An 18,645-nucleotide genomic window follows, 5' to 3' on the forward strand; every position below is an offset into this window, starting at 1 on the left:
CTAAAACCTTGAAATATACATGTACGTAAATTGTTTTCTCTCAATGATTTCACATTGCTAAAAACTATGAATAACTAAAATTTATAAATGTGAAATCTATATAAATGTATTATAAGTAGAAAAAAAGTAAAACAGAATGGAGGTTTTTCTCGAATTTATGTATTATTTTCTGATTTTCAAGTTTCCTTTTAATAAGTCTATTTAATAAATCTATAGCCTTAAATCTTAGGAACATAGGTTGTACGAAATTTAAGGGGAGAGATCCCTTTCTCACGTTTAAAGACTTTACTAAAATAGAAGGCATCATAAAAGCCGGCTTCAGTAGCTATTTCTGCAATGGAGAGCTGCGTTTCACATAAGAGTTTTACGGCATATTTTAGACGAAGCATGAGCTGATACTCTTTGATTGTCATGCCAGTATGTTTTTTAAAGAGGGTGCCAATGTATTTATAAGAAAGGCCTAGCGCATTACTGAGTGACTCAGGTGTGAAACTTTTATTGAAGTTTTGCTCTAGGAAATTAATGACTAAGCGGATGCGTGTATTTTCCAAGCCTTGTTCCATTTTACCTTGACCAAGCTCAAAGCTGTGAAGGAGGATTTCACATAATGCCAAATTGCTTCTAAGAAGGTTTACAGAATAGGGAGATTGATAGAGAGAAATAAGCTGTTCTATTTGCTTTTCAAGTTCATTACCTAAAGGCAGCTGCAAGCATTTAGGCAGCACCATAGCACAGTTAAAATCCTCAGAAGATAAGTACTTTTTGTCTGCATAATTACTGGTATTTTGAAAGGGTGTCATAGAAGACGTTAATGGGGCTGTATAGAAGTGTATATAATACCAAGCAGTATGATATTCAAAAGGTTTTGTGCCCCAATGATGGATGCCGCTTTTAAGGAAAAAGAGTGTACCTGGTGTAAGTGTATAAGTGATGCCATCTTCAATGATTTCCATAGAACCCTTGAGCAGATAAATAAGTACATTAAAGTCTGCAATACGGTCACAGTGAGCTATAGGTTTTAAGCAGAGCCCGAAATCAGCTTCGCCTACTAGGGGTAAGGTATTACAAGGTATGTAGCAAAGATGTTCTTTCAAGATAAGGCCTCCAGTTCAATTTATTAAGGTGTTGTATGAGTAGCAAGTTGCGTAGAGGTATTAAAGCTACCCAGTGAAAAACTTATGGCTAATAAGGCTTGTCCTAGATAGTAAAGTAGCCAATTGTATTGTTGTAAGATAGAAGGTGCTCCAGGATAGAAGAAAAGAAATAGAAGTAGACAGTCGGATACAAAGAATAGATTACTTCCAGATATTAAGCAACTTATTGAAAAAGGATTTTGAGTATAGTACGCCCACATACCAAAACTTTTAGCGACCATGAAGCTAATGATAAATGCATAAATAATGATAAGTAACTTCATATCTTTAAAGTTAAAGTCAATAAACAAGATAGCTAGTAATGTTGGAATGAAAAAGCAAAAGAAAATAATGAAATCCTGTCTCTTAAACTTAGCTTGACTGCAGTACCCTATGATATACACAATGTGTCCGATTGCAAAACTAGTAACACCTAAAATAAAGAGAAGGCTCTGCTTATTTCTATCAAAGGCTAAGAATGTATCACCCAAGAAGGAGAAAAATAATCCGGTGAACATTAAGCCAAAAAAGGTAGAAGAATGTGGATTTTTTTTATAGCTTATGCAAGCAGTAATTAAAAATAAAACACTAGCAGTACATTTAAAAATGATTGTTAATGTGGCGAAATGGAGTAAACTTACGATTATTAAAGCATATGTACTAAGTACTGTTAGAGAAAAGAGAACTATTGGCATGATAACAACTCCTTTTGTATGTAAAAAATACATATGAAATAGAATGACTTTAAAAAATCTTATTATATTATATTATTAATATAATGTAATATTTTAAATATTACAATATGTTTAAGGTGAGAGGGGATAAATCATGTTAAGCAGAGAACAGGCAGAATTAAAGTACCCAATTGTACTTGTACATGGTGCCGGATTTGAGGACAATTGTAATTCAGGAGAAATAGTCGGAAGTTGGGGAACGATTCCCAAATTTATACGTAAACAGGGTGTACCTATATTCTTTGGTAGAACCAAGGCTTGGGCATCGATCATAGAGAATGCAGAAATATTAAAGGAGAGCATATTAAATTTTCAAAAAGAATACGATATTGATAAGGTTAATATTATTGCACACTCTATGGGCGGGCTTGAATCGCGTTATATGATTACACATCTAGGCATGGCGAAGAATGTAGCCTCTTTGACAACTATTTCAACCCCCCATCGTGGGCTTAAAACCATTGATGCATTACATAATACAAAGTTATATCAAAAAATTATCGAATTACTGGCAACAAGATACTTTGGTAGTTATGAGCAATTTTTAAATATGAGTTTAAGACTAAAGCACTCAAACTGTGTGCTATTTAATAGAGAGACACCTAATATGGAAGGGGTATATTACCAAAGTTATGGGGCAGATATGAAATCTATGGTATATGATCCACTTTTAAGCGTCTCATATAAAATTATTTCTTATTATGATGGAGAAAATGATGGTTTAGTACCTATTAGATCCGCTAGATGGGGGAACTATAAAGGCATTTTTGAATCAAGAAGCTTAAAAGGACTTTCCCATAGAGATCTCATTGATATGCATAAAGAAGATACACTAGAAGATATTAGACACAACTATCTACAAATAATTTTAGACTTAGAGGAACAAGGGTTATAGATAGAGTATAATAAAAAATAAATAGCAAGGTACCTTGAAATTAAAAGTAGTTTGTCATAAAATATCTAGGTACCGAGGTAAAACACCAAGGCATAATACACCTTGGTGTTTTTTTGAGTAGGGAAGTTGGATAGAAGAGAGGCATTTATGAAAAATATAGGAAATCATGGATTATTAACGATAATGGAGAAATGTGGGCACTTTCTTTATCACAGAAGAGGTGGTAAACGTGGGCAGGGTAGGATTTTAAGAATCCTGTGTAGTCAAGGCGAAATGACACAAAAGGAACTTCAGGAATACTTGGGCATTCAATCAGGTTCTATGAGTGAAATTATTCTTAAGTTAGAAGGAAGCGGACTTATTTGCCGCATGAGAGATGAAAAAGACCGTAGAAAAATAAAGGTACAAGTTACCAAAGCGGGTAAGCAGCTTTATGAGAAGGAAATAAAAGAAAGGATGGAAGAAGAAAAGTCCTTATTTAATGCTTTATCAGATGAAGAACAAGAACAGTTAGAAAAGCTACTTAATAAACTTTTTGAGGATTGGGAAAGTAAGTTTGATAGGCGGTTATTTGAACACCGTAAAGGAGGAAAGGGTAAATGCTGAAGTATGTGAAAAAGTATTGGTTTTATGCACTATTAGCACCAATTTTTATGATAGGTGAAGTTTTGATGGATTTACTTCAACCGCGTCTTATGAGCATCATCATCGATGAAGGGGTTCTCGGGCTTTCTAATAATTATGTAGGAAGCTTAGATTTGGTAGTGAGGACTGGACTTCAAATGATTGGATTAGTTGTCATAGGTGGTATTTGCGGCGTTTTATCAGGCGTATTTGCTAATCTATGCAGTCAGAACTTTGGAAATGATGTAAGGAAAGAATGTTTTAAACATATTACATCATTATCTTTTGAACAGACGGATAAATTCTCAACGGGTTCTCTTGTAACGCGTGTGACGAATGATATTACACAGGTACAAAATTTAGTTTCTCAAAGTATTCGTGGTTTTGTACGTACTTTTATGCTATTTGCTGGGGGCATTGTATGTATGCTGAGCTTAGATTTAAGCTTTGGACAAATTATTTTATGTGCCCTACCAGTTGTAATAATCAGTGTGGTTTTCTTCATTGCTAAGGCAAATCCTATATTTAAAGTATTACAGGAAAAATTAGATAGCGTAAATAGTGTCATGCAGGAAAATGTGGCAGGGGCGCGTGTCGTAAAGGCTTATGTAAGAGAAGATTATGAGAAAAAACGTTTTAGTCATGCAAATGATGAATTAGTGGGTACGCAGCTTAAAGTATTAAAGTTGTTTTCTTACATGACACCGCTCACTAATATCATTATGAATATTGCGGTAGTCATTATTATTTATGTGGGCGCTATTCGTGTAGAAAGCGGTGGTGTAACGCCGGGAAATGTCATGGCGGCTATTACATATGTATCGCAAATATTACATAGCATTATGATGATGGTGAATATATTCCAGACTATTTCTAGAGGAAATGCATCTGCAAATCGTTTAAAAGAAGTATTAGCATGCAAGCCAACTATTACAGATGGTGAATTTGAGGGAGAGACAGCACTTAGAGGGAAGGTAGAATTTAAAGATGTTTCATTTGCTTATCCCAATAGTAATGGCGAAACTATTTTAAGTCATATTAATTTAACTATTGCACCAGGAGAAACATTGGGGATATTAGGGGCTACAGGTAGTGGTAAATCTAGCTTAGTCAATTTGATTCCGAGGTTTTATGATGCCACAGCGGGTGAAATTTTAATTGATGGAATCAATGTTAAAGATTATAAATTAAGTGTTTTACGTGATAAGGTAGCCATAGCCCTTCAAAAGAGTGAGCTATTTAGCACAACAATCAAAGAAAATATTGCATGGGGCAAGGCAAATGCAACCGAAGAAGAGATTCAAAAGGCTGCTAAGATGGCACAAGCATCAGATTTCATTGAAGGCAAAGAAGAGGGGTATGAGACACTTGTCGCTGAGAAAGGCATGAGTTTGTCTGGTGGGCAGAAACAACGTATTGCCATCAGCCGTGCAGTATTAAAAAATGCAGATATTCTTATATTGGATGACGCAACAAGTGCGCTGGACTTAAAAACAGAGGCTAAACTTTATGAGGCCTTTCGCAAGGAGTACCATGCAGCAACGAAGATTATCATTGCCCAAAGAATTGCTTCTGTAAAAGGAGCAGACCGCATTGCAGTTATTGATAATGGTGAAATCGTAGCGTGTGATACACATAAAAATCTAATGGAGATAAGTGAAGTTTATCAAGATATTTATAACTCACAACTTAGAAATGGCGGTGATATAGATGAGTAAAGTGCAAGAGGCACCGGCAAATAACTTTAGAATCCCAGGACAGAGGGGGCCTAGAGGTTATCAAGAAGTTGAAAAGCCGCAAGAAGGAAAGAAGACATTAGTGCGTTTGTTTAAATATTTCGCAGCAGAAAAAATGATGATTATAGCTTTAATGGCAGTTGTTGTGGTGGTCGTTGCTTGCTCGGTTTATGCGCCGAGTCTTCAAAGTAGTGCGATTGACCAGTTAGCAGGTAGATCCTTTGAAAAATTGCCATCTATTTTGAAGGCCATGGTGATGGTTTATGTAATATATAGCTTAGGGACATTGTTTCAAAGTTTATTAAGCGCTACTTTAAGTCAGCGTATTGTAAAAAAGATGCGCGAAGATTTATTTGATAAGATTGTTAACTTACCAATTAAATACATAGATAATCATCCCCACGGGGACATTATGAGCCGTATGACAAATGATGTTGAAAATATTTCTAATACAGTAGCTCAATCATTAGGTTCACTTGTATCAGGTGTATTAACGATTATAGGAACAGTTGGGATGATGATTTGGTACTCTTGGGAACTTGCTTTACTTTCTTGTACCACTGTAATTTTAACAGTCATAGCAACAAAATATTTATCTAAGGCTATGCGTAAGTTCTTCCGTAAGCGTCAAGTTTTACTTGGAAGTTTAAATGCAACTGTAGAGGAAATGGTGGTAGGCCATAAGACGGTAACAGCCTATAATAGACAAGCAGCGGTTATTGAAGATTTTGAAACGACATCTGATGAACTGACTAAGACTGGAATTGTAGCAGAGACATTAGGTGGGTCTATGGGCCCTGTGATGAATGTCATTAATAATATTGGCTTCGTTATTATTGCGGCCTTTGGTGGATATTTTGCAATTCATGGGATGGTTTCTATCGGTGTGATTTCAGCCTTTATCGTATATGCCAAGCAGTTTGGGCGCCCAATTAATGAGATTGCTCAAGTATATGGGCAGATTCAGACAGCAATAGCTGGGGCTGAACGTGTTTTTGCCATTATGGATGAGCCAAGTGAGGATAAAAGCGGTAACGTAAATAAGGCGGTATCTAAAGGCGTGATTACTTTTAAAGATGTTAATTTCTCTTATGTACCAGGCAAACAGGTTTTATCTCACTTTAACCTAGAAGTGAAGGCGGGACATAAGGTTGCGCTCGTTGGTGCTACAGGAAGTGGGAAGACAACAGTTGTTAATTTATTAATGCGCTTTTATGACCTTGATAGTGGTGAAATCCTTATAGATGGTGTCAATATTAAAGATATTGCCAGTGATGAACTGAGAAGGAGTACAGCCATTGTACTGCAAGATACAGTCCTTTTCTCAGATACGATTCGAAATAACCTGAAGTATTCAAATCTGACAGCTAGTGATACAAAGATGGAAGAAGCAGCAAGACGTAGTAACTGCCATCAGATGATTAAGCATTTACCATTAGGCTATGACAGCAAGCTTACAGAATCAGGATATAATTTATCTCAGGGACAGCGCCAACTTTTATCCATAGGGCGAGCATTTTTAGCAGATCCTAAGATTCTTATTCTAGATGAAGCCACATCTAGCGTGGATACACGTACAGAAAAACATATTCAAGATGCCATGGTCAACTTAATGAAAGACCGTACAAGTTTAATTATTGCCCATCGACTTTCAACTATCCAAGATGCAGATTTAATTGTTGTATTGGATAAAGGACATATTGTAGAGATGGGAAATCATAAACAGCTTCTAAAGCAAAAAGGGAATTATTATGAGCTGTATATGACACAGTTTGCAGGGAATACTATATAAAAATAACTTAGAATAATAGATAAGGCAGCAGTGGAGACAGATTATGGAGAAGAACAAGACGAATCCTTTAGGAAGTAATCCTATACCAAGCTTATTAAGACAGTTTGCAGTGCCAAGTATTATAGCTATGCTTGTAAGTGCACTTTATAATATTGTCGACCAATTTTTTATAGGGAGAAGTATTGGAGAGTTAGGAAATGCTGCGACGAATGTGACATTTCCGCTGAGTACTTCTTGCGTAGCAATAGCACTTTTATTAGGAATAGGTGGGGCAGCAGCGTTTAACTTAACGATGGGTGCTGGAGATAGGGAAAAGGCAATTTATTATGTAGGCAATGCGGCTGTATTGCTTTTTGCATGCGGCGTGGTTTTATGTATTTTTGTACAGCTTTTCTTAACACCACTTTTAAAATTTTTCGGTTCACCAGATAATGTGTTAGGTTATGCAAGTAACTATACACGTATTATTTCATTAGGGTTTCCTTTTTTGATTTTTGCTACGGGTGGCGGGCATTTAATTCGGGCAGATGGCAGTCCTAAGTATGCGATGATTTGCAATTTAACAGGTGCTGTTATCAATACTATACTAGACCCTATTTTTATATTTGGCTTGAAATGGGGAATGGTAGGAGCAGGTCTTGCAACAATTATTGGACAAATAGGTTCAAGCTATATGGCATTTCGATATATACGTCATTATAAAACTGTGCAAATTAGAAAAAAGCATTTGGTGCCACAGTGGCAATATGTGAAACGCTTAACAGCGCTGGGAGCTTCCTCATGCTTTAATCAACTGGCTATGATGATTGTTCAGATTGCTATGAATAAATCACTGACTTATTATGGGGCGTTATCTTCCTATGGTCAAGCTATTCCATTAGCTTGTGTAGGGATTATTACTAAGGTAAATCAAGTTTATTTTTCTGTAGTCATAGGATTGTCACAAGGGGTACAACCTATAGCTAGTTTTAACTATGGCGCAAAGCGGTATGACAGGGTAAAAGGTGTTTATCTTTTAGCTATGAAATGTGGTCTAGTGGTTTCTATAATTGCATTTGCACTCTTTCAAGCTATACCAAGACCGATTATTTCAATGTTTGGTTCAGGATCAGAAGCGTATTATAAGTTTGGCATTGAGTATTTTAGGATTTTCTTATTCTTTACTTTTCTTAACTTTATTCAGCCTATTACCTCTACATTTTTTACAGCTATTGGGAAACCACGAAAAGGAATATTCTTATCGCTTACAAGACAGATTTTATTTTTACTGCCACTTATTATGATTTTTCCATTGTTTATGGGGATAGATGGCATTATGTATGCAGGTCCTATAGCTGATCTTATTGCCGCAGCGATATCAATAATAATGGCAAGTGTAGACTTACGTCGTATGGGAAAGGTATCAGAATAATTAAATGAGATAAGGCCTCTTATAAAAGGATTAAGTAATCCGCATATAAGGGGTCTTTTTATTAGAAAGGATTGCGTATAAAATAGTAAGGAAAGGTAAAACGATTTTGGGCTATACTATAGATAACTAAAACTTATAGAGAAACCAACTAAAACCTTGAAATATACATGTACGTAAATAGGTTTTTCACATGACTTAAAAACATGAATAATTAAAATTTATAAATGTGAAATCTATATGTAATAGGAAAGCCTTAATTTAAAGAGAGGAGGAGGTTAAAATATGAATTATAAAAGAATGATTAAAAGCCGTATACTCATTACAGGATTATTAGTGCTTATTCAAGCAGTATGGTTTATTATATTTTTTAATAACTTATTTGAACAGTATGTAGCTATAAATATTACTTTTTCCATCTTAAGCTTTTTGCTTATTTTATATATTGTATCAAAGGACGATAATCCAGATTATAAGATAGGCTGGTTACTTATCATAATGGCACTGCCGTTATTTGGCGCATTATTTTATTTATGCTTTGGTGACAAGAAACCTGTTAAGAAGTTAAGAAGAAAAATTAATAAAGAACATGAAGAAATAGCCGCTAAAGTCACTCAGGATGAGGCAGTTTTAAAAGAGATTGGAGAGCTAGATTATAGAGCACTAGGTATCAACCGATATGTCCTTAGCCGTAGTCAGTACCCTGTTTATAAGGGAAGCGATGTCACATACTTCCAGGTAGGAGAGGACATGTTTGCAGCGATGCTTTGCGAGTTAGAGAAGGCAGAGCACTTTATTTTCATGGAGTATTTTATTATAGCTGAAGGTAAGATGTGGGATGCCATTTTAGAGGTACTTGTTAGGAAGGCTAAAGCGGGGGTAGACATACGTATTTTATATGATGACATGGGGTGCTTAACATTATTACCACCTAAATATGCTAGTTATTTAGAAAGTTTACATCCTAACATTAAATGTAGGAGCTTTAATAAGTTCGTGCCATTTTTATCCCTTGTTATGAATAATAGGGACCATCGAAAGATACTTGTAATAGATGGCCACACGGCATTTAATGGCGGCATTAATTTAGCAGATGAATATATTAATGAAACGCATGAGTTTGGGCACTGGAAAGATGTAGGGGTATGTGTTAAGGGAGAGGCTGTATGGAACTTTACAACCATGTTTTTAGAAATCTGGAATGCCTATCATAAAAAAGAAGAGGATATTAATCAGTTTAGACCTGAAGTCTATGGTAAGATGCCATTTAAGGAAAATGGCTATGTACAGCCATTTGGTGATAATCCATTAGAAGATGAAGCCATAGGAGAAAATATTTACATTGAGATTTTAAATCAAGCAAAGAAATATGTTTATATCTTTACACCCTATTTAATTATTGATAGTAAGATGAAGTCAGCACTTTGTTTAGCGGCTAAGCGAGGGGTAGATGTAAGAATTGTGACGCCTGGTGTGCCAGACAAAAAGATAGTTTATCGTTTAACCAGGTCTTACTATCCACCGCTTTTAGCAGCAGGCGTTAAGATTTATGAATATACACCAGGATTTATTCATGCCAAGGTATTTGTAAGTGATGATGAGTGTGCGGTGGTAGGTACGATTAATATGGATTATAGGAGCTTGTACTTGCATTTCGAATGTGGTACTTATATGTATAGGACAAGTGTCATTGAAGAAATTAAAAAAGATGCCATAGAGACGATTGGCAAGAGCCGAGAAGTCGCACTTATGCAGCATCAAAAAGGTTTGATTTTACGTATATATGACGGTATTTTAAGAGTATTTGCACCCCTGTTTTAAGATAATGCTTCAATATTAGAAGTGATTAAAATAGAAGCGATTAAAATAGAAGTGATTAAAATAGAAGTCATATGAAATAGTCTAAGAAGGTATCATATAAGGAATATTCACTGATAAAGGTATAATGGAGTCCTTTAGAATGTGAATTAACGCTTGTAAATATGATGCCTTTTTTTGCGTATGAAGGCAGAGAAATTGGCTAGGGCATTGACTTTGATAATATGCAGATTAAAATGAAAGTTAAAGACTATAGAAGTATTAAAGCGAGGGAGAAATAGTGAAGACACATGGTCAGATTTCAGAATCATTAATGCTAGGAACCGTTTTAGCCTTATCAGGTGGCTTTATGGATGCCTATACTTATATGGGGAGGGGGCATGTCTTTGCGAATGCACAAACTGGGAATATAATTTTGTTAGGTGTTAATATTTCAGAAGGTAAATGGTTAATGGCATTAAGATATGCATTGCCTGTTTGTGCTTTTTCAGTAGGCATTGCGCTAGCCACTGTTTTAAGGCATTATTTTAAAGATAAAGAGAGACTACATTGGCGACAAATTGCTGTTTTAATGGAGGCAGTTATTTTATGCGTGGTAAGTTTCTTACCCCAATCGGTCAACTTATTAGCCAATAGTTTAGTTTCTTTTGCATGTGGCATACAAGTAGAAAGTTTTAAGAAAATAAGGGGAAATGGTATGGCAACGACTATGTGTATCGGCAACTTACGAACAGCTACCCAGTCTATGTGTACGTATTTTTTGACGAAGGAACAAGCAGCAGGCGAAAGAAGTCTGTTGTTTTATGGCGTGATTCTGATATTTGTAATGGGTGCAATTATTGGAAATAGATTTACGATGCTATGGGGAGAAAAGGCTATTATTGTAAGTGGTATCTTAATGTTAGTAGCCTTTGTAATGATGTTTATTCAAGAAGAAAAATAAAGTATACTAATAAGTAGCATAGCTTATAGCTAGTATATAAACGCAGAATGTAAGAAAAGAGGAATAAAATTATGTATTATGTACCAGATGGCACTAAAAAATGTGGTTATTATGAATGTGAGGAATGTGGTGAACGTTTCTTATCATTACATTTAGAAGAGAATATGGAATGTCCATACTGTGAGAAAGACTTTGACCCAGAGATTGGACCTGATGAAGTAATGGAAGACACCAATGCTATCGCTAGACTTCAAAGAATTCTTGAAGGCGAAGAAGAAATCGAGAAGTGGGATAAACTCTTAAGCCTTGCAATTACTGGTGGAGATGAAGAATGGCTATAATGTCAGAGGTGTAAAAATGAGTCGAAAAGTTAAAATTAATTATTATGATAAGTTTCGCTGCACTGCTGATAAATGTCCATTTAACTGTTGTAAGGAGTGGCGTATAGGCATTGATGAAGAAACACTGGATAAATGGCAAGATGTGAAATTACCAGCTAAAAATGATGACGAAGAAAGTTTGCCAGAACTTAGTTTATGTAGTTGTCTTCAAAAAGAAGCACATGGCTATATTATCGCACATAAAGAAAATAAAGACTGTCCATTTTTAGATGGTAAAAAGCTTTGTAGAATAGTTTCTCAGTTAGGTGAAGCATATTTAGCAGATACATGCACGACTTTCCCAAGACAAATTAATAGTTTTGAAGGGCGCAGAGAATATTCTCTAGATGCATGTTGTCCGGTTGTTATAGATATCATGCATGAGGAAAAAGAGTCTATTACATTTATAAAAGAAGGAAGTAGCATAATAGAGGAAGATTTGTTAGAAAGCGTAAGAGATATGATGCTTGAGCTTATAGGTGCAGAAGATTATACCATTCCTGAACGCATGATGATGATTTTTTATGCGCTACTTGACCTTTTAAGACAAAGAAAGCTTACAGCTAATCACCTGAGTAGATGTAAGACAAAGGCATATTTAGATGAGCTTGCTACAGCTATTCGTAACATGCCATTTGATGCGATGGAAAGTATCATTGAACGCAATGAACTATTCTTAGATGTAGTGGACAATTACCGAAGAAATGGACTTTATGTAGCGTATTTAGAAGGCATCTCTGAAATTAGTGAAAGCCTAGAAGATGAATACTGCGATGATGAACTTATTGAGATTAATGCGCTCTTTGAAGCACAGTTTATAAAATATGAAAACCTAATGAAAAACTATTTAATTGCAGAAATCTTTGGTAATACTTTAATGCCAGAATCTACTCTGGAAGATTTAGTAGTAGCCTTTGAGTGGATTGCTATGGAATATGTTGCAGTAAGACAAGCTATTTTTTTGAAATGGTTAAAAGAGGGTAGCAAGGAACTGACATATGAGATGGTACGTGACTATATGATGATTATTGCAAGGGTTACTGGTTATGACCAAGAAGACATTAGAGAGTATCTTGAAAATAGTTTTGAAAGCGTTGTGTGGGAATGGGGGTATCTAGCCCTTATCATTGGAAATGATGAAATATAGAATGTGAAGTTGAATATTTATTATTAAAAGGAGCTGTATTTTACAACAGCTCCTTATTTTATTGAGTAGGAAAATTCGATTTTTAACTGTACTACATCATAGATAATGCGGTGTGAGTTGCTTTATCATAGGGAGTAAAGTGGGATTTTAATTATTTGGAATAAGTAATGTTTGCCCTACATAGATCATATTTGGATTACTAATGTGATTCATACGGACTAAAGTAGCAACAGTAGTATCATACGATAAAGCAATTTCAGATAAGGTATCACCAGATTGAACGATATAAGTGAAGTAGGAAGAAGCGGAAGAAGAATAATTATTTTGGGGTATACGAAGCGTTTCACCTATATAAATAAGATTAGGATTTGAAATATTATTGAGGGCAACTAGTGTATGAACGGTAGTCCCATAATATACGGCTATACCAGATAGGGTATCACCTGATTGTACAATATAAGTAAATGTAGATGAATGAGAGGTAGTTGGGCTTGATGGTGTAGAGGAAGAGCTAGTAGTGGGGATAAGCAAATTTTGCCCTATATAAATAAGATTAGGGTTTTGAATATTATTAAGGGTAACAAGGGTATTAACAGTCGTATTAAATTCATCAGCAATGCCAGAAAGGGTATTACCAGCTTGCACTGTATAGGTAAAAAAGTTATTTGAGGATGAAGTGTGGGATGTAGAAGAGGAAGAATGTGACGTAGAAGGGGAGGAAGTATGGTGAGAAGGAGTTATAAAAATAGTATCTTTAAAATAATCTAAGTCAACATTACCAGAAATACCATTTACAGAACCTGTATCACTATATTGGAAACCAGCCCAACTTTGCCATTGACCGATACTGCTAGGAGAACTCACTCCATAATTAGCGACCCAAAGTGGATAATTAGTGAGTGCATTATCCCATAAGTTAGCCGCATTACTGGCATCGCTATAAACCATAGGTTCAATATTTAGAAGGGACTCAAGTGTTTGAAGATAAGTAAGTGCTATTTGATTAATTTCCCAGTTAGACAGTGAAGAAAAGCTTTCAAAGTCCATAACAGGGATGCAATCCATATGTTTGTCTTTTATAAGAGAAGCAAAAAATTTTGCTTGTTCTTGAGCTTCTTGAGTATTTGTAGCAGTAATATAATGATAAAAACCAATCTTAAGACCAGCATTTAGGGCGCCATTGTAATGAGAAATGAAATAAGGATCGACATAACTGCTACCTTCAGCAGCACGAATATAGACAACATCAATGCCAGAATCTTGAACCGCCTCAAAGTCAATAGAACCTTCCCAAACGCTTACATCAATACCAGACAATACTTGAGCAGAAACCTTAGGAGAAAATGTTAGAAATAAAAAGCAGCATAAAAATGATAACATGAAACAAAAAAAGTTACGTTTTGACATAAGAACACCTCCTAGAATTCATAATATGAAAACCGGGACAATAAGTGACTATAGATTTTGCAGTTATAAATTTTAGTTATTATATAGATTTCACATTTATAAATTTTAATTATTCATGTTTTTAAGTCATGTGAAATCATTGTGAGAAAACAACTTACCTAACTGTATATTTCAAGTTTTTAGCTGGTTTCTCTATAGTTTTGAGTCATGTGAAGTCATGGAGAGAAATCTATTTATCTCCATGTACATTTCAAGGTTTTAGTTGTTTCCTCTCTCTATATAAATTGAAATAGAATATTGATGAATATTAAAATAAAGTGTAAACTATTATAAAAGATTTTGAAAAATTAAGAAGGGAAAATTGCTATGCCTATTACAGAACTTTTAGAACAAAATAGTAAGCAGTACGGAAATGATATTTGTCTTGTAGAAATTAATCCAGAGGTAAAAGAAAAAAGGCGTGTCACATGGAAAGAATATGAGCTGATGGAGCCCAATCCCGTAACACATTATCGCAGAGAAATTACTTGGCATGTTTTTAATGAAAAAGCTAATCGTTTTGCGAATCTTTTACTTGAGCGAGGTATTGAAAAAGGAGATAAAGTTGGAATTCTATTAATGAATTGTTTAGAATGGCTTCCTATTTACTTTGGGATTTTAAAAACAGGGGCACTGGCAGTACCGCTTAACTTTAGATATGCACCTGATGAGATTAAATATTGTGTAGAGCTTGCAGAAGTAGATATCTTAGTTTTTGGCCCAGAATTCATTGGTCGTGTAGAAGAGATTGCAGATGAAATCAGTAAAAATAGATTATTATTTTATGTGGGTGCAAACTGTCCAACCTTTGCGGAAGATTATGTAGCACTTACAGCAAACTGTTCAAGTAAAACACCAGATATTCATTTAACGGATGATGATGATGCAGCTATTTACTTTTCATCAGGGACAACAGGTTTTCCAAAAGCAATTTTACATAAGCATAGAAGTTTAATGCACTCTGCAAGGGTAGAGCAAAATCATCATGGACAAACAAAGGATGATGTATTTTTATGTATTCCACCACTTTATCATACAGGCGCTAAGATGCACTGGTTTGGCAGCCTGATTTCAGGTGGAAAGGCAGTGTTACTTAGAAGTACGAAACCAGAATTTATATTGCAGGCTGTCTCAAAAGAAAAATGTACAATCGTATGGCTTTTAGTACCTTGGGCACAAGATATATTAGAGGCAATAGAGCGCGGTGATGTAAATCTTGAAGCGTATGAATTATCACAGTGGCGTCTGATGCATATAGGTGCGCAGCCAGTGCCACCGAGCTTAATCAGTAAATGGATGGAATACTTCCCAAATCATCAGTATGATACAAATTATGGTTTAAGTGAATCTATAGGCCCAGGCTGTGTACATTTAGGCGTAGAAAATGTACATAAAGTAGGTACAATCGGTAAAGCGGGTTATGGATGGGAAGTTAAGATTGTAGATGAAAAAGGGGAAAGGGTAAAACAGGGCCAAGTAGGAGAGTTAGTGGTAAAAGGGCCTGGTGTAATGAGTTGTTATTATCATGATGAAAGGGCAACTAAAGAAGTTTTGAAAGATGGATGGCTCTTTACAGGTGATATGGCAGAAGAAGATGAAGATGGATTTATCCTACTAGTAGACCGTAAGAAAGATGTCATTATTAGCGGTGGCGAGAACTTATATCCAGTTCAAATTGAAGACTTTATTCGTATGAATGAGGCAGTTCATGATGTAGCTGTTATTGGGCTTCCTGATAAACGTTTAGGTGAGATTGCAGCAGCAATTATTGAGGTGAAACCAGGATATCACTTAACAGAAAATGAAGTGAATACATTCTGTATGAAACTTCCACGTTATAAACGACCACGTAAGGTATTCTTTGAAGATATTCCAAGAAACCCTACAGGAAAAATTGAAAAAAATACCCTTAGAAAAATGTTCTGTACGGAGAACTTGGTGGAGGCACAAAATCGCGGGTAAGAAGTATAAGGCTGAGGCACAAAAGGTGCCTCAGCTTTTTTGTGTAGAGATGGGCAGGAATAACTAAAAAGTATATCTGGAGATTTCAATATTTTAACACTTGGATTTCAAGAAACTATCACTTTGGGTGGATACATTAGAGAAGTAGGATTGCTAAAGAAAGAACAGGTGTTGTGCATGGAAAATAGGAGATGGGTGGTTGTGGTTATTCCAGCTTATGAGCCAGATGAGAAGCTTGTGGAACTTGTAAGGCAGTTAAGGGTACGAAGCAGTTATAAGATAGTAGTAGTAGATGATGGCAGCGGCATAGATTATAAAGACATTTTTGAGCAGGTAGGGAAATATGCAAAGGTACTTTCGTATGCAAAGAATAAGGGAAAGGGGTATGCACTAAAGACTGCTTTTAAGTGGGTGAAGGAAGTGTATGGCGAGGCGGTAAGTATTGTAACGGCGGATGCAGATGGACAGCATCGCTTGGAAGATATTGCAGCAGTGGTAAGTGTAGCTGAAGTAAGGCACAATGCATTGGTACTTGGAAGCCGTGCTTTTAATGGAAAGGTACCCTTTAAAAGTTTGTTAGGAAATAAGATGACTTCTTTAGTTTTTTATTTAGCATCAGGCGTTAAGGTGAAAGATACTCAGACAGGATTAAGGGCTTTTGATGGGAGCAATCTAGAAGAATGTATAAACATACCTGGTGAACGTTATGAGTATGAAATGAATATGCTAATGGATTGGGCGAAGAAAAAGAGAAATATTTATGAGCAGTTAATAGAAACCATTTATATGAATGATAATAAGGGCTCTCATTTTCATCCAATAAGAGATTCTTTTAGGATTTATAAAGAAATTTTTAAATTTAGCTGTTCATCCTTTGTCTCTTTTGTAGCGGACTATATTTTATATGTCGTATTGACATTTGTCACACAAGGGATGGGGGTACAGATGAGCTTGTGGGTGAGTAATATAGGTGCAAGGCTTATAAGCGGTATGCTTAATTATGAACTCAATCGCAGGTTTGTTTTTAAGAGTAAGGAGCGCAGTATTAGGACAGCAGGAGAATATATTCTTTTAGCAGTGAGTATTCTGGCTTTAAATACGGTACTTTTAACTTTTTTAGTAGAGACCATGCTACCTAATAAATTTATAGCTAAGGTTGTTGTGGAATGTATATTATTTATCTTGAGTCTCACTATACAAAAGAAGATTATCTTTAGAAAAAGAAACATAAAAAAGGTACATTGTTAGAGGAGGAGAGAAATGGGCGAGAAGAAAAGGTGGCCTTATTGTTGGGCAATTTTTTATGGCATAACGTTGATGAGCTTTACGTCTTTTGTGCTTTTAAAAACTTTCGTTGTTAGATCGACGAATACAGTAGAAGCTAAAAATAATGGGATTTATGTTGCAAAGGAAGAAAAGGAAGCAACTGAAGATAAGGCCACAACGGATTTACAGAAAGTAGATACCAGTAGTGCATTAAGTGAGGGAGATAGTAGGCGTTATGAGGATGAGAATATGTGTATTAGTATTGAAACTAAGCGGGTAGAAGATACAACTGTTTATATTGCAGATATACAGATAAGTGATATAACGTATTTAAAAACTGCATTAGCAGAAAATACGTATGGTAGAAATATAAAAGAGACAACCTCTAAGATGGCAGAAGAAAATAAGGCTATTTTAGCTATTAATGGAGATTATTATGGTTTTAGAGATTATGGCTATGTACTTCGTAATGGGATGCTTTATCGCGCAAGTTATGGTGATGGGGATGATGAGGCCTTTGTAATTTATGAAGATGGTAGCTGTGAAACTGTAACAGAAAGTGAGAGGAGTGCAGAAGATTTACTAAGTAAGGGGGCAGTTCAAATTTTATCTTTTGGTCCAGGCTTAATAAAAGATGGTGAGATAGCCATTAGCGAGAATGAAGAAGTAGATCGTGCCAAGACTAGTAATCCTAGAACGGCCATTGGTATGATAAGTCCACTGCATTATATCATTGTGGTATCTGATGGCAGAACATCTGAGAGCGAAGGACTTACCTTATATGAGTTGGCGGGCGTTATGAAAGAAGCAGGTTGCACGCAGGCCTATAACTTAGATGGTGGGGGTTCATCTACTTTATGGTTTAAAGGAGAAATAATCAATAATCCTACAGATGGCAGAAAAACAGGTGAACGTGAGGTGAGTGATATTGTCTACATTGGTTAAAAAGAAAAGGACGAATATACAAAAAGGGATAATGAGTATGAGTGGTGTAACTGTATTCTGCCTGCTCTTTGCTATTATTTATAATTATTTTGGTCATGGGGTACATTCGGTCCATATGGATTATATGTTTTTATATCCGCTTATTTTAGGTGTTTTGTTTTATGTAAATTTAAATCAGATACTACAGGTTAAAGTGGTTTCAAGACTTTTCTTTAATACGTATAATTCAGGTATAGTAACACTGATAATAGGGAGTATGTTAAAGGGCATTTTTGAAATTGCAGGTACAAGTTCACCATATACAAGAATATATATGTGGGTAGGAATAGGGCTTATACTTATAGGCATTATATCTTATTTGATAAGTTATATCATAGAGTAAACTAGGGAGATTATAAAATCATCAATGATTTTGT

The 18,645-nt window shown here is 35.5% G+C and carries 17 protein-coding genes; 14 read left to right on the top strand and 3 right to left on the bottom strand.

All coding sequences use genetic code 11. The features are described from left to right. Nucleotides 1-218: 218 nt before the first annotated feature. Together AC1VAQ_RS16295 and AC1VAQ_RS16300 are read right to left on the bottom strand one after the other, a co-directional pair. Nucleotides 219-1,094: a helix-turn-helix domain-containing protein gene (locus AC1VAQ_RS16295; RefSeq protein WP_302599595.1), complete on the bottom strand. Its 876-nt coding sequence runs from the start codon at nucleotides 1,092-1,094 to the stop codon at nucleotides 219-221. 23 nt (nucleotides 1,095-1,117) lie between these two features. Further along, nucleotides 1,118-1,777, bottom strand: a complete 660-nt coding sequence (locus tag AC1VAQ_RS16300; RefSeq protein WP_479904193.1) for a lysoplasmalogenase family protein — start codon at nucleotides 1,775-1,777, stop codon at nucleotides 1,118-1,120. On the opposite strand from AC1VAQ_RS16300, the gene AC1VAQ_RS16305 reads away from it, so the two are divergent. The 10 genes from AC1VAQ_RS16305 to fliB all read left to right on the top strand — a co-directional run bounded on the left by AC1VAQ_RS16305 (nucleotide 1,695) and on the right by fliB (nucleotide 12,610). Beyond that, nucleotides 1,695-1,865, top strand: a complete 171-nt coding sequence (locus AC1VAQ_RS16305; RefSeq protein WP_479904194.1) for a hypothetical protein — start codon at nucleotides 1,695-1,697, stop codon at nucleotides 1,863-1,865. The genes AC1VAQ_RS16300 and AC1VAQ_RS16305 overlap by 83 nt on opposite strands. Before the next feature lie 96 nt (nucleotides 1,866-1,961). Beyond that, nucleotides 1,962-2,762 carry a lipase family alpha/beta hydrolase gene (locus AC1VAQ_RS16310; RefSeq protein ID WP_479904191.1) on the top strand — a complete coding sequence of 267 codons (801 nt, stop codon included), beginning with the start codon at nucleotides 1,962-1,964 and terminating at the stop codon, nucleotides 2,760-2,762. Nucleotides 2,763-2,909: 147 nt separating this feature from the next. Further along, a complete protein-coding gene (locus AC1VAQ_RS16315; protein WP_302599600.1) occupies nucleotides 2,910-3,368 on the top strand; it encodes a MarR family winged helix-turn-helix transcriptional regulator in 459 nt (152 codons plus the stop codon). Continuing rightward, entirely contained in the window at nucleotides 3,362-5,104 is a 1,743-nt protein-coding gene (locus AC1VAQ_RS16320; RefSeq protein WP_302599601.1) for an ABC transporter ATP-binding protein, read from the top strand. The genes AC1VAQ_RS16315 and AC1VAQ_RS16320 overlap by 7 nt, the downstream gene beginning before the upstream one ends. Beyond that, a complete protein-coding gene (locus AC1VAQ_RS16325; RefSeq protein WP_303244143.1) occupies nucleotides 5,097-6,914 on the top strand; it encodes an ABC transporter ATP-binding protein in 1,818 nt (605 codons plus the stop codon). Before AC1VAQ_RS16320 ends, AC1VAQ_RS16325 begins: the two co-directional genes overlap by 8 nt. Before the next feature lie 43 nt (nucleotides 6,915-6,957). Beyond that, complete coding sequence (locus AC1VAQ_RS16330) at nucleotides 6,958-8,325, top strand: MATE family efflux transporter (RefSeq protein ID WP_302599603.1); 1,368 nt, start codon at nucleotides 6,958-6,960, stop codon at nucleotides 8,323-8,325. A 282-nt stretch (nucleotides 8,326-8,607) separates the two neighbouring features. Next, nucleotides 8,608-10,143: a cardiolipin synthase gene (gene cls, locus AC1VAQ_RS16335; RefSeq protein ID WP_302599605.1), complete on the top strand. Its 1,536-nt coding sequence runs from the start codon at nucleotides 8,608-8,610 to the stop codon at nucleotides 10,141-10,143. 277 nt (nucleotides 10,144-10,420) lie between these two features. After that, nucleotides 10,421-11,083, top strand: coding sequence for a YoaK family protein (locus AC1VAQ_RS16340; RefSeq protein WP_302599606.1), 663 nt, complete (start codon nucleotides 10,421-10,423; stop codon nucleotides 11,081-11,083). A 71-nt stretch (nucleotides 11,084-11,154) separates the two neighbouring features. Further along, nucleotides 11,155-11,424, top strand: a complete 270-nt coding sequence (locus tag AC1VAQ_RS16345; RefSeq protein ID WP_302599608.1) for a hypothetical protein — start codon at nucleotides 11,155-11,157, stop codon at nucleotides 11,422-11,424. A 16-nt stretch (nucleotides 11,425-11,440) separates the two neighbouring features. Further along, nucleotides 11,441-12,610, top strand: coding sequence for a flagellin lysine-N-methylase (gene fliB / locus AC1VAQ_RS16350; protein WP_303244142.1), 1,170 nt, complete (start codon nucleotides 11,441-11,443; stop codon nucleotides 12,608-12,610). 147 nt (nucleotides 12,611-12,757) lie between these two features. Here fliB and AC1VAQ_RS16355 read toward each other — a convergent pair whose 3' ends face one another. After that, nucleotides 12,758-14,017: a LysM peptidoglycan-binding domain-containing protein gene (locus AC1VAQ_RS16355; RefSeq protein ID WP_302600297.1), complete on the bottom strand. Its 1,260-nt coding sequence runs from the start codon at nucleotides 14,015-14,017 to the stop codon at nucleotides 12,758-12,760. A 366-nt stretch (nucleotides 14,018-14,383) separates the two neighbouring features. Between AC1VAQ_RS16355 and AC1VAQ_RS16360 the strand changes: the two genes are divergently transcribed. The 4 genes from AC1VAQ_RS16360 to AC1VAQ_RS16375 all read left to right on the top strand — a co-directional run bounded on the left by AC1VAQ_RS16360 (nucleotide 14,384) and on the right by AC1VAQ_RS16375 (nucleotide 18,611). Further along, complete coding sequence (locus AC1VAQ_RS16360) at nucleotides 14,384-16,018, top strand: class I adenylate-forming enzyme family protein (RefSeq protein ID WP_302600298.1); 1,635 nt, start codon at nucleotides 14,384-14,386, stop codon at nucleotides 16,016-16,018. A 177-nt stretch (nucleotides 16,019-16,195) separates the two neighbouring features. Next, nucleotides 16,196-17,266, top strand: a complete 1,071-nt coding sequence (locus AC1VAQ_RS16365) for a bifunctional glycosyltransferase family 2/GtrA family protein (RefSeq protein ID WP_302596852.1) — start codon at nucleotides 16,196-16,198, stop codon at nucleotides 17,264-17,266. A 12-nt stretch (nucleotides 17,267-17,278) separates the two neighbouring features. Next, on the top strand, nucleotides 17,279-18,229 hold the full coding sequence (locus AC1VAQ_RS16370; protein WP_302596851.1) for a phosphodiester glycosidase family protein: 951 nt from the start codon (nucleotides 17,279-17,281) through the stop codon (nucleotides 18,227-18,229). Then, a complete protein-coding gene (locus AC1VAQ_RS16375) occupies nucleotides 18,222-18,611 on the top strand; it encodes a hypothetical protein (RefSeq protein ID WP_479904192.1) in 390 nt (129 codons plus the stop codon). The genes AC1VAQ_RS16370 and AC1VAQ_RS16375 overlap by 8 nt, the downstream gene beginning before the upstream one ends. Nucleotides 18,612-18,645: the final 34 nt, after the last annotated feature.

Source organism: Cellulosilyticum sp. (assembly GCF_982396655.1).

Coding starts and splice junctions, on each gene's coding strand:
- AC1VAQ_RS16305 (WP_479904194.1), top strand. CDS start 1,695: ATGCAAGCAGTAATTAAAAATAAAACACTAGCAGTACATTTAAAAATG.
- AC1VAQ_RS16310 (WP_479904191.1), top strand. CDS start 1,962: ATGTTAAGCAGAGAACAGGCAGAATTAAAGTACCCAATTGTACTTGTA.
- AC1VAQ_RS16315 (WP_302599600.1), top strand. CDS start 2,910: ATGAAAAATATAGGAAATCATGGATTATTAACGATAATGGAGAAATGT.
- AC1VAQ_RS16320 (WP_302599601.1), top strand. CDS start 3,362: ATGCTGAAGTATGTGAAAAAGTATTGGTTTTATGCACTATTAGCACCA.
- AC1VAQ_RS16325 (WP_303244143.1), top strand. CDS start 5,097: ATGAGTAAAGTGCAAGAGGCACCGGCAAATAACTTTAGAATCCCAGGA.
- AC1VAQ_RS16330 (WP_302599603.1), top strand. CDS start 6,958: ATGGAGAAGAACAAGACGAATCCTTTAGGAAGTAATCCTATACCAAGC.
- cls (WP_302599605.1), top strand. CDS start 8,608: ATGAATTATAAAAGAATGATTAAAAGCCGTATACTCATTACAGGATTA.
- AC1VAQ_RS16345 (WP_302599608.1), top strand. CDS start 11,155: ATGTATTATGTACCAGATGGCACTAAAAAATGTGGTTATTATGAATGT.
- fliB (WP_303244142.1), top strand. CDS start 11,441: ATGAGTCGAAAAGTTAAAATTAATTATTATGATAAGTTTCGCTGCACT.
- AC1VAQ_RS16355 (WP_302600297.1), bottom strand. CDS start 14,017: ATGTCAAAACGTAACTTTTTTTGTTTCATGTTATCATTTTTATGCTGC.
- AC1VAQ_RS16360 (WP_302600298.1), top strand. CDS start 14,384: ATGCCTATTACAGAACTTTTAGAACAAAATAGTAAGCAGTACGGAAAT.
- AC1VAQ_RS16365 (WP_302596852.1), top strand. CDS start 16,196: ATGGAAAATAGGAGATGGGTGGTTGTGGTTATTCCAGCTTATGAGCCA.
- AC1VAQ_RS16370 (WP_302596851.1), top strand. CDS start 17,279: ATGGGCGAGAAGAAAAGGTGGCCTTATTGTTGGGCAATTTTTTATGGC.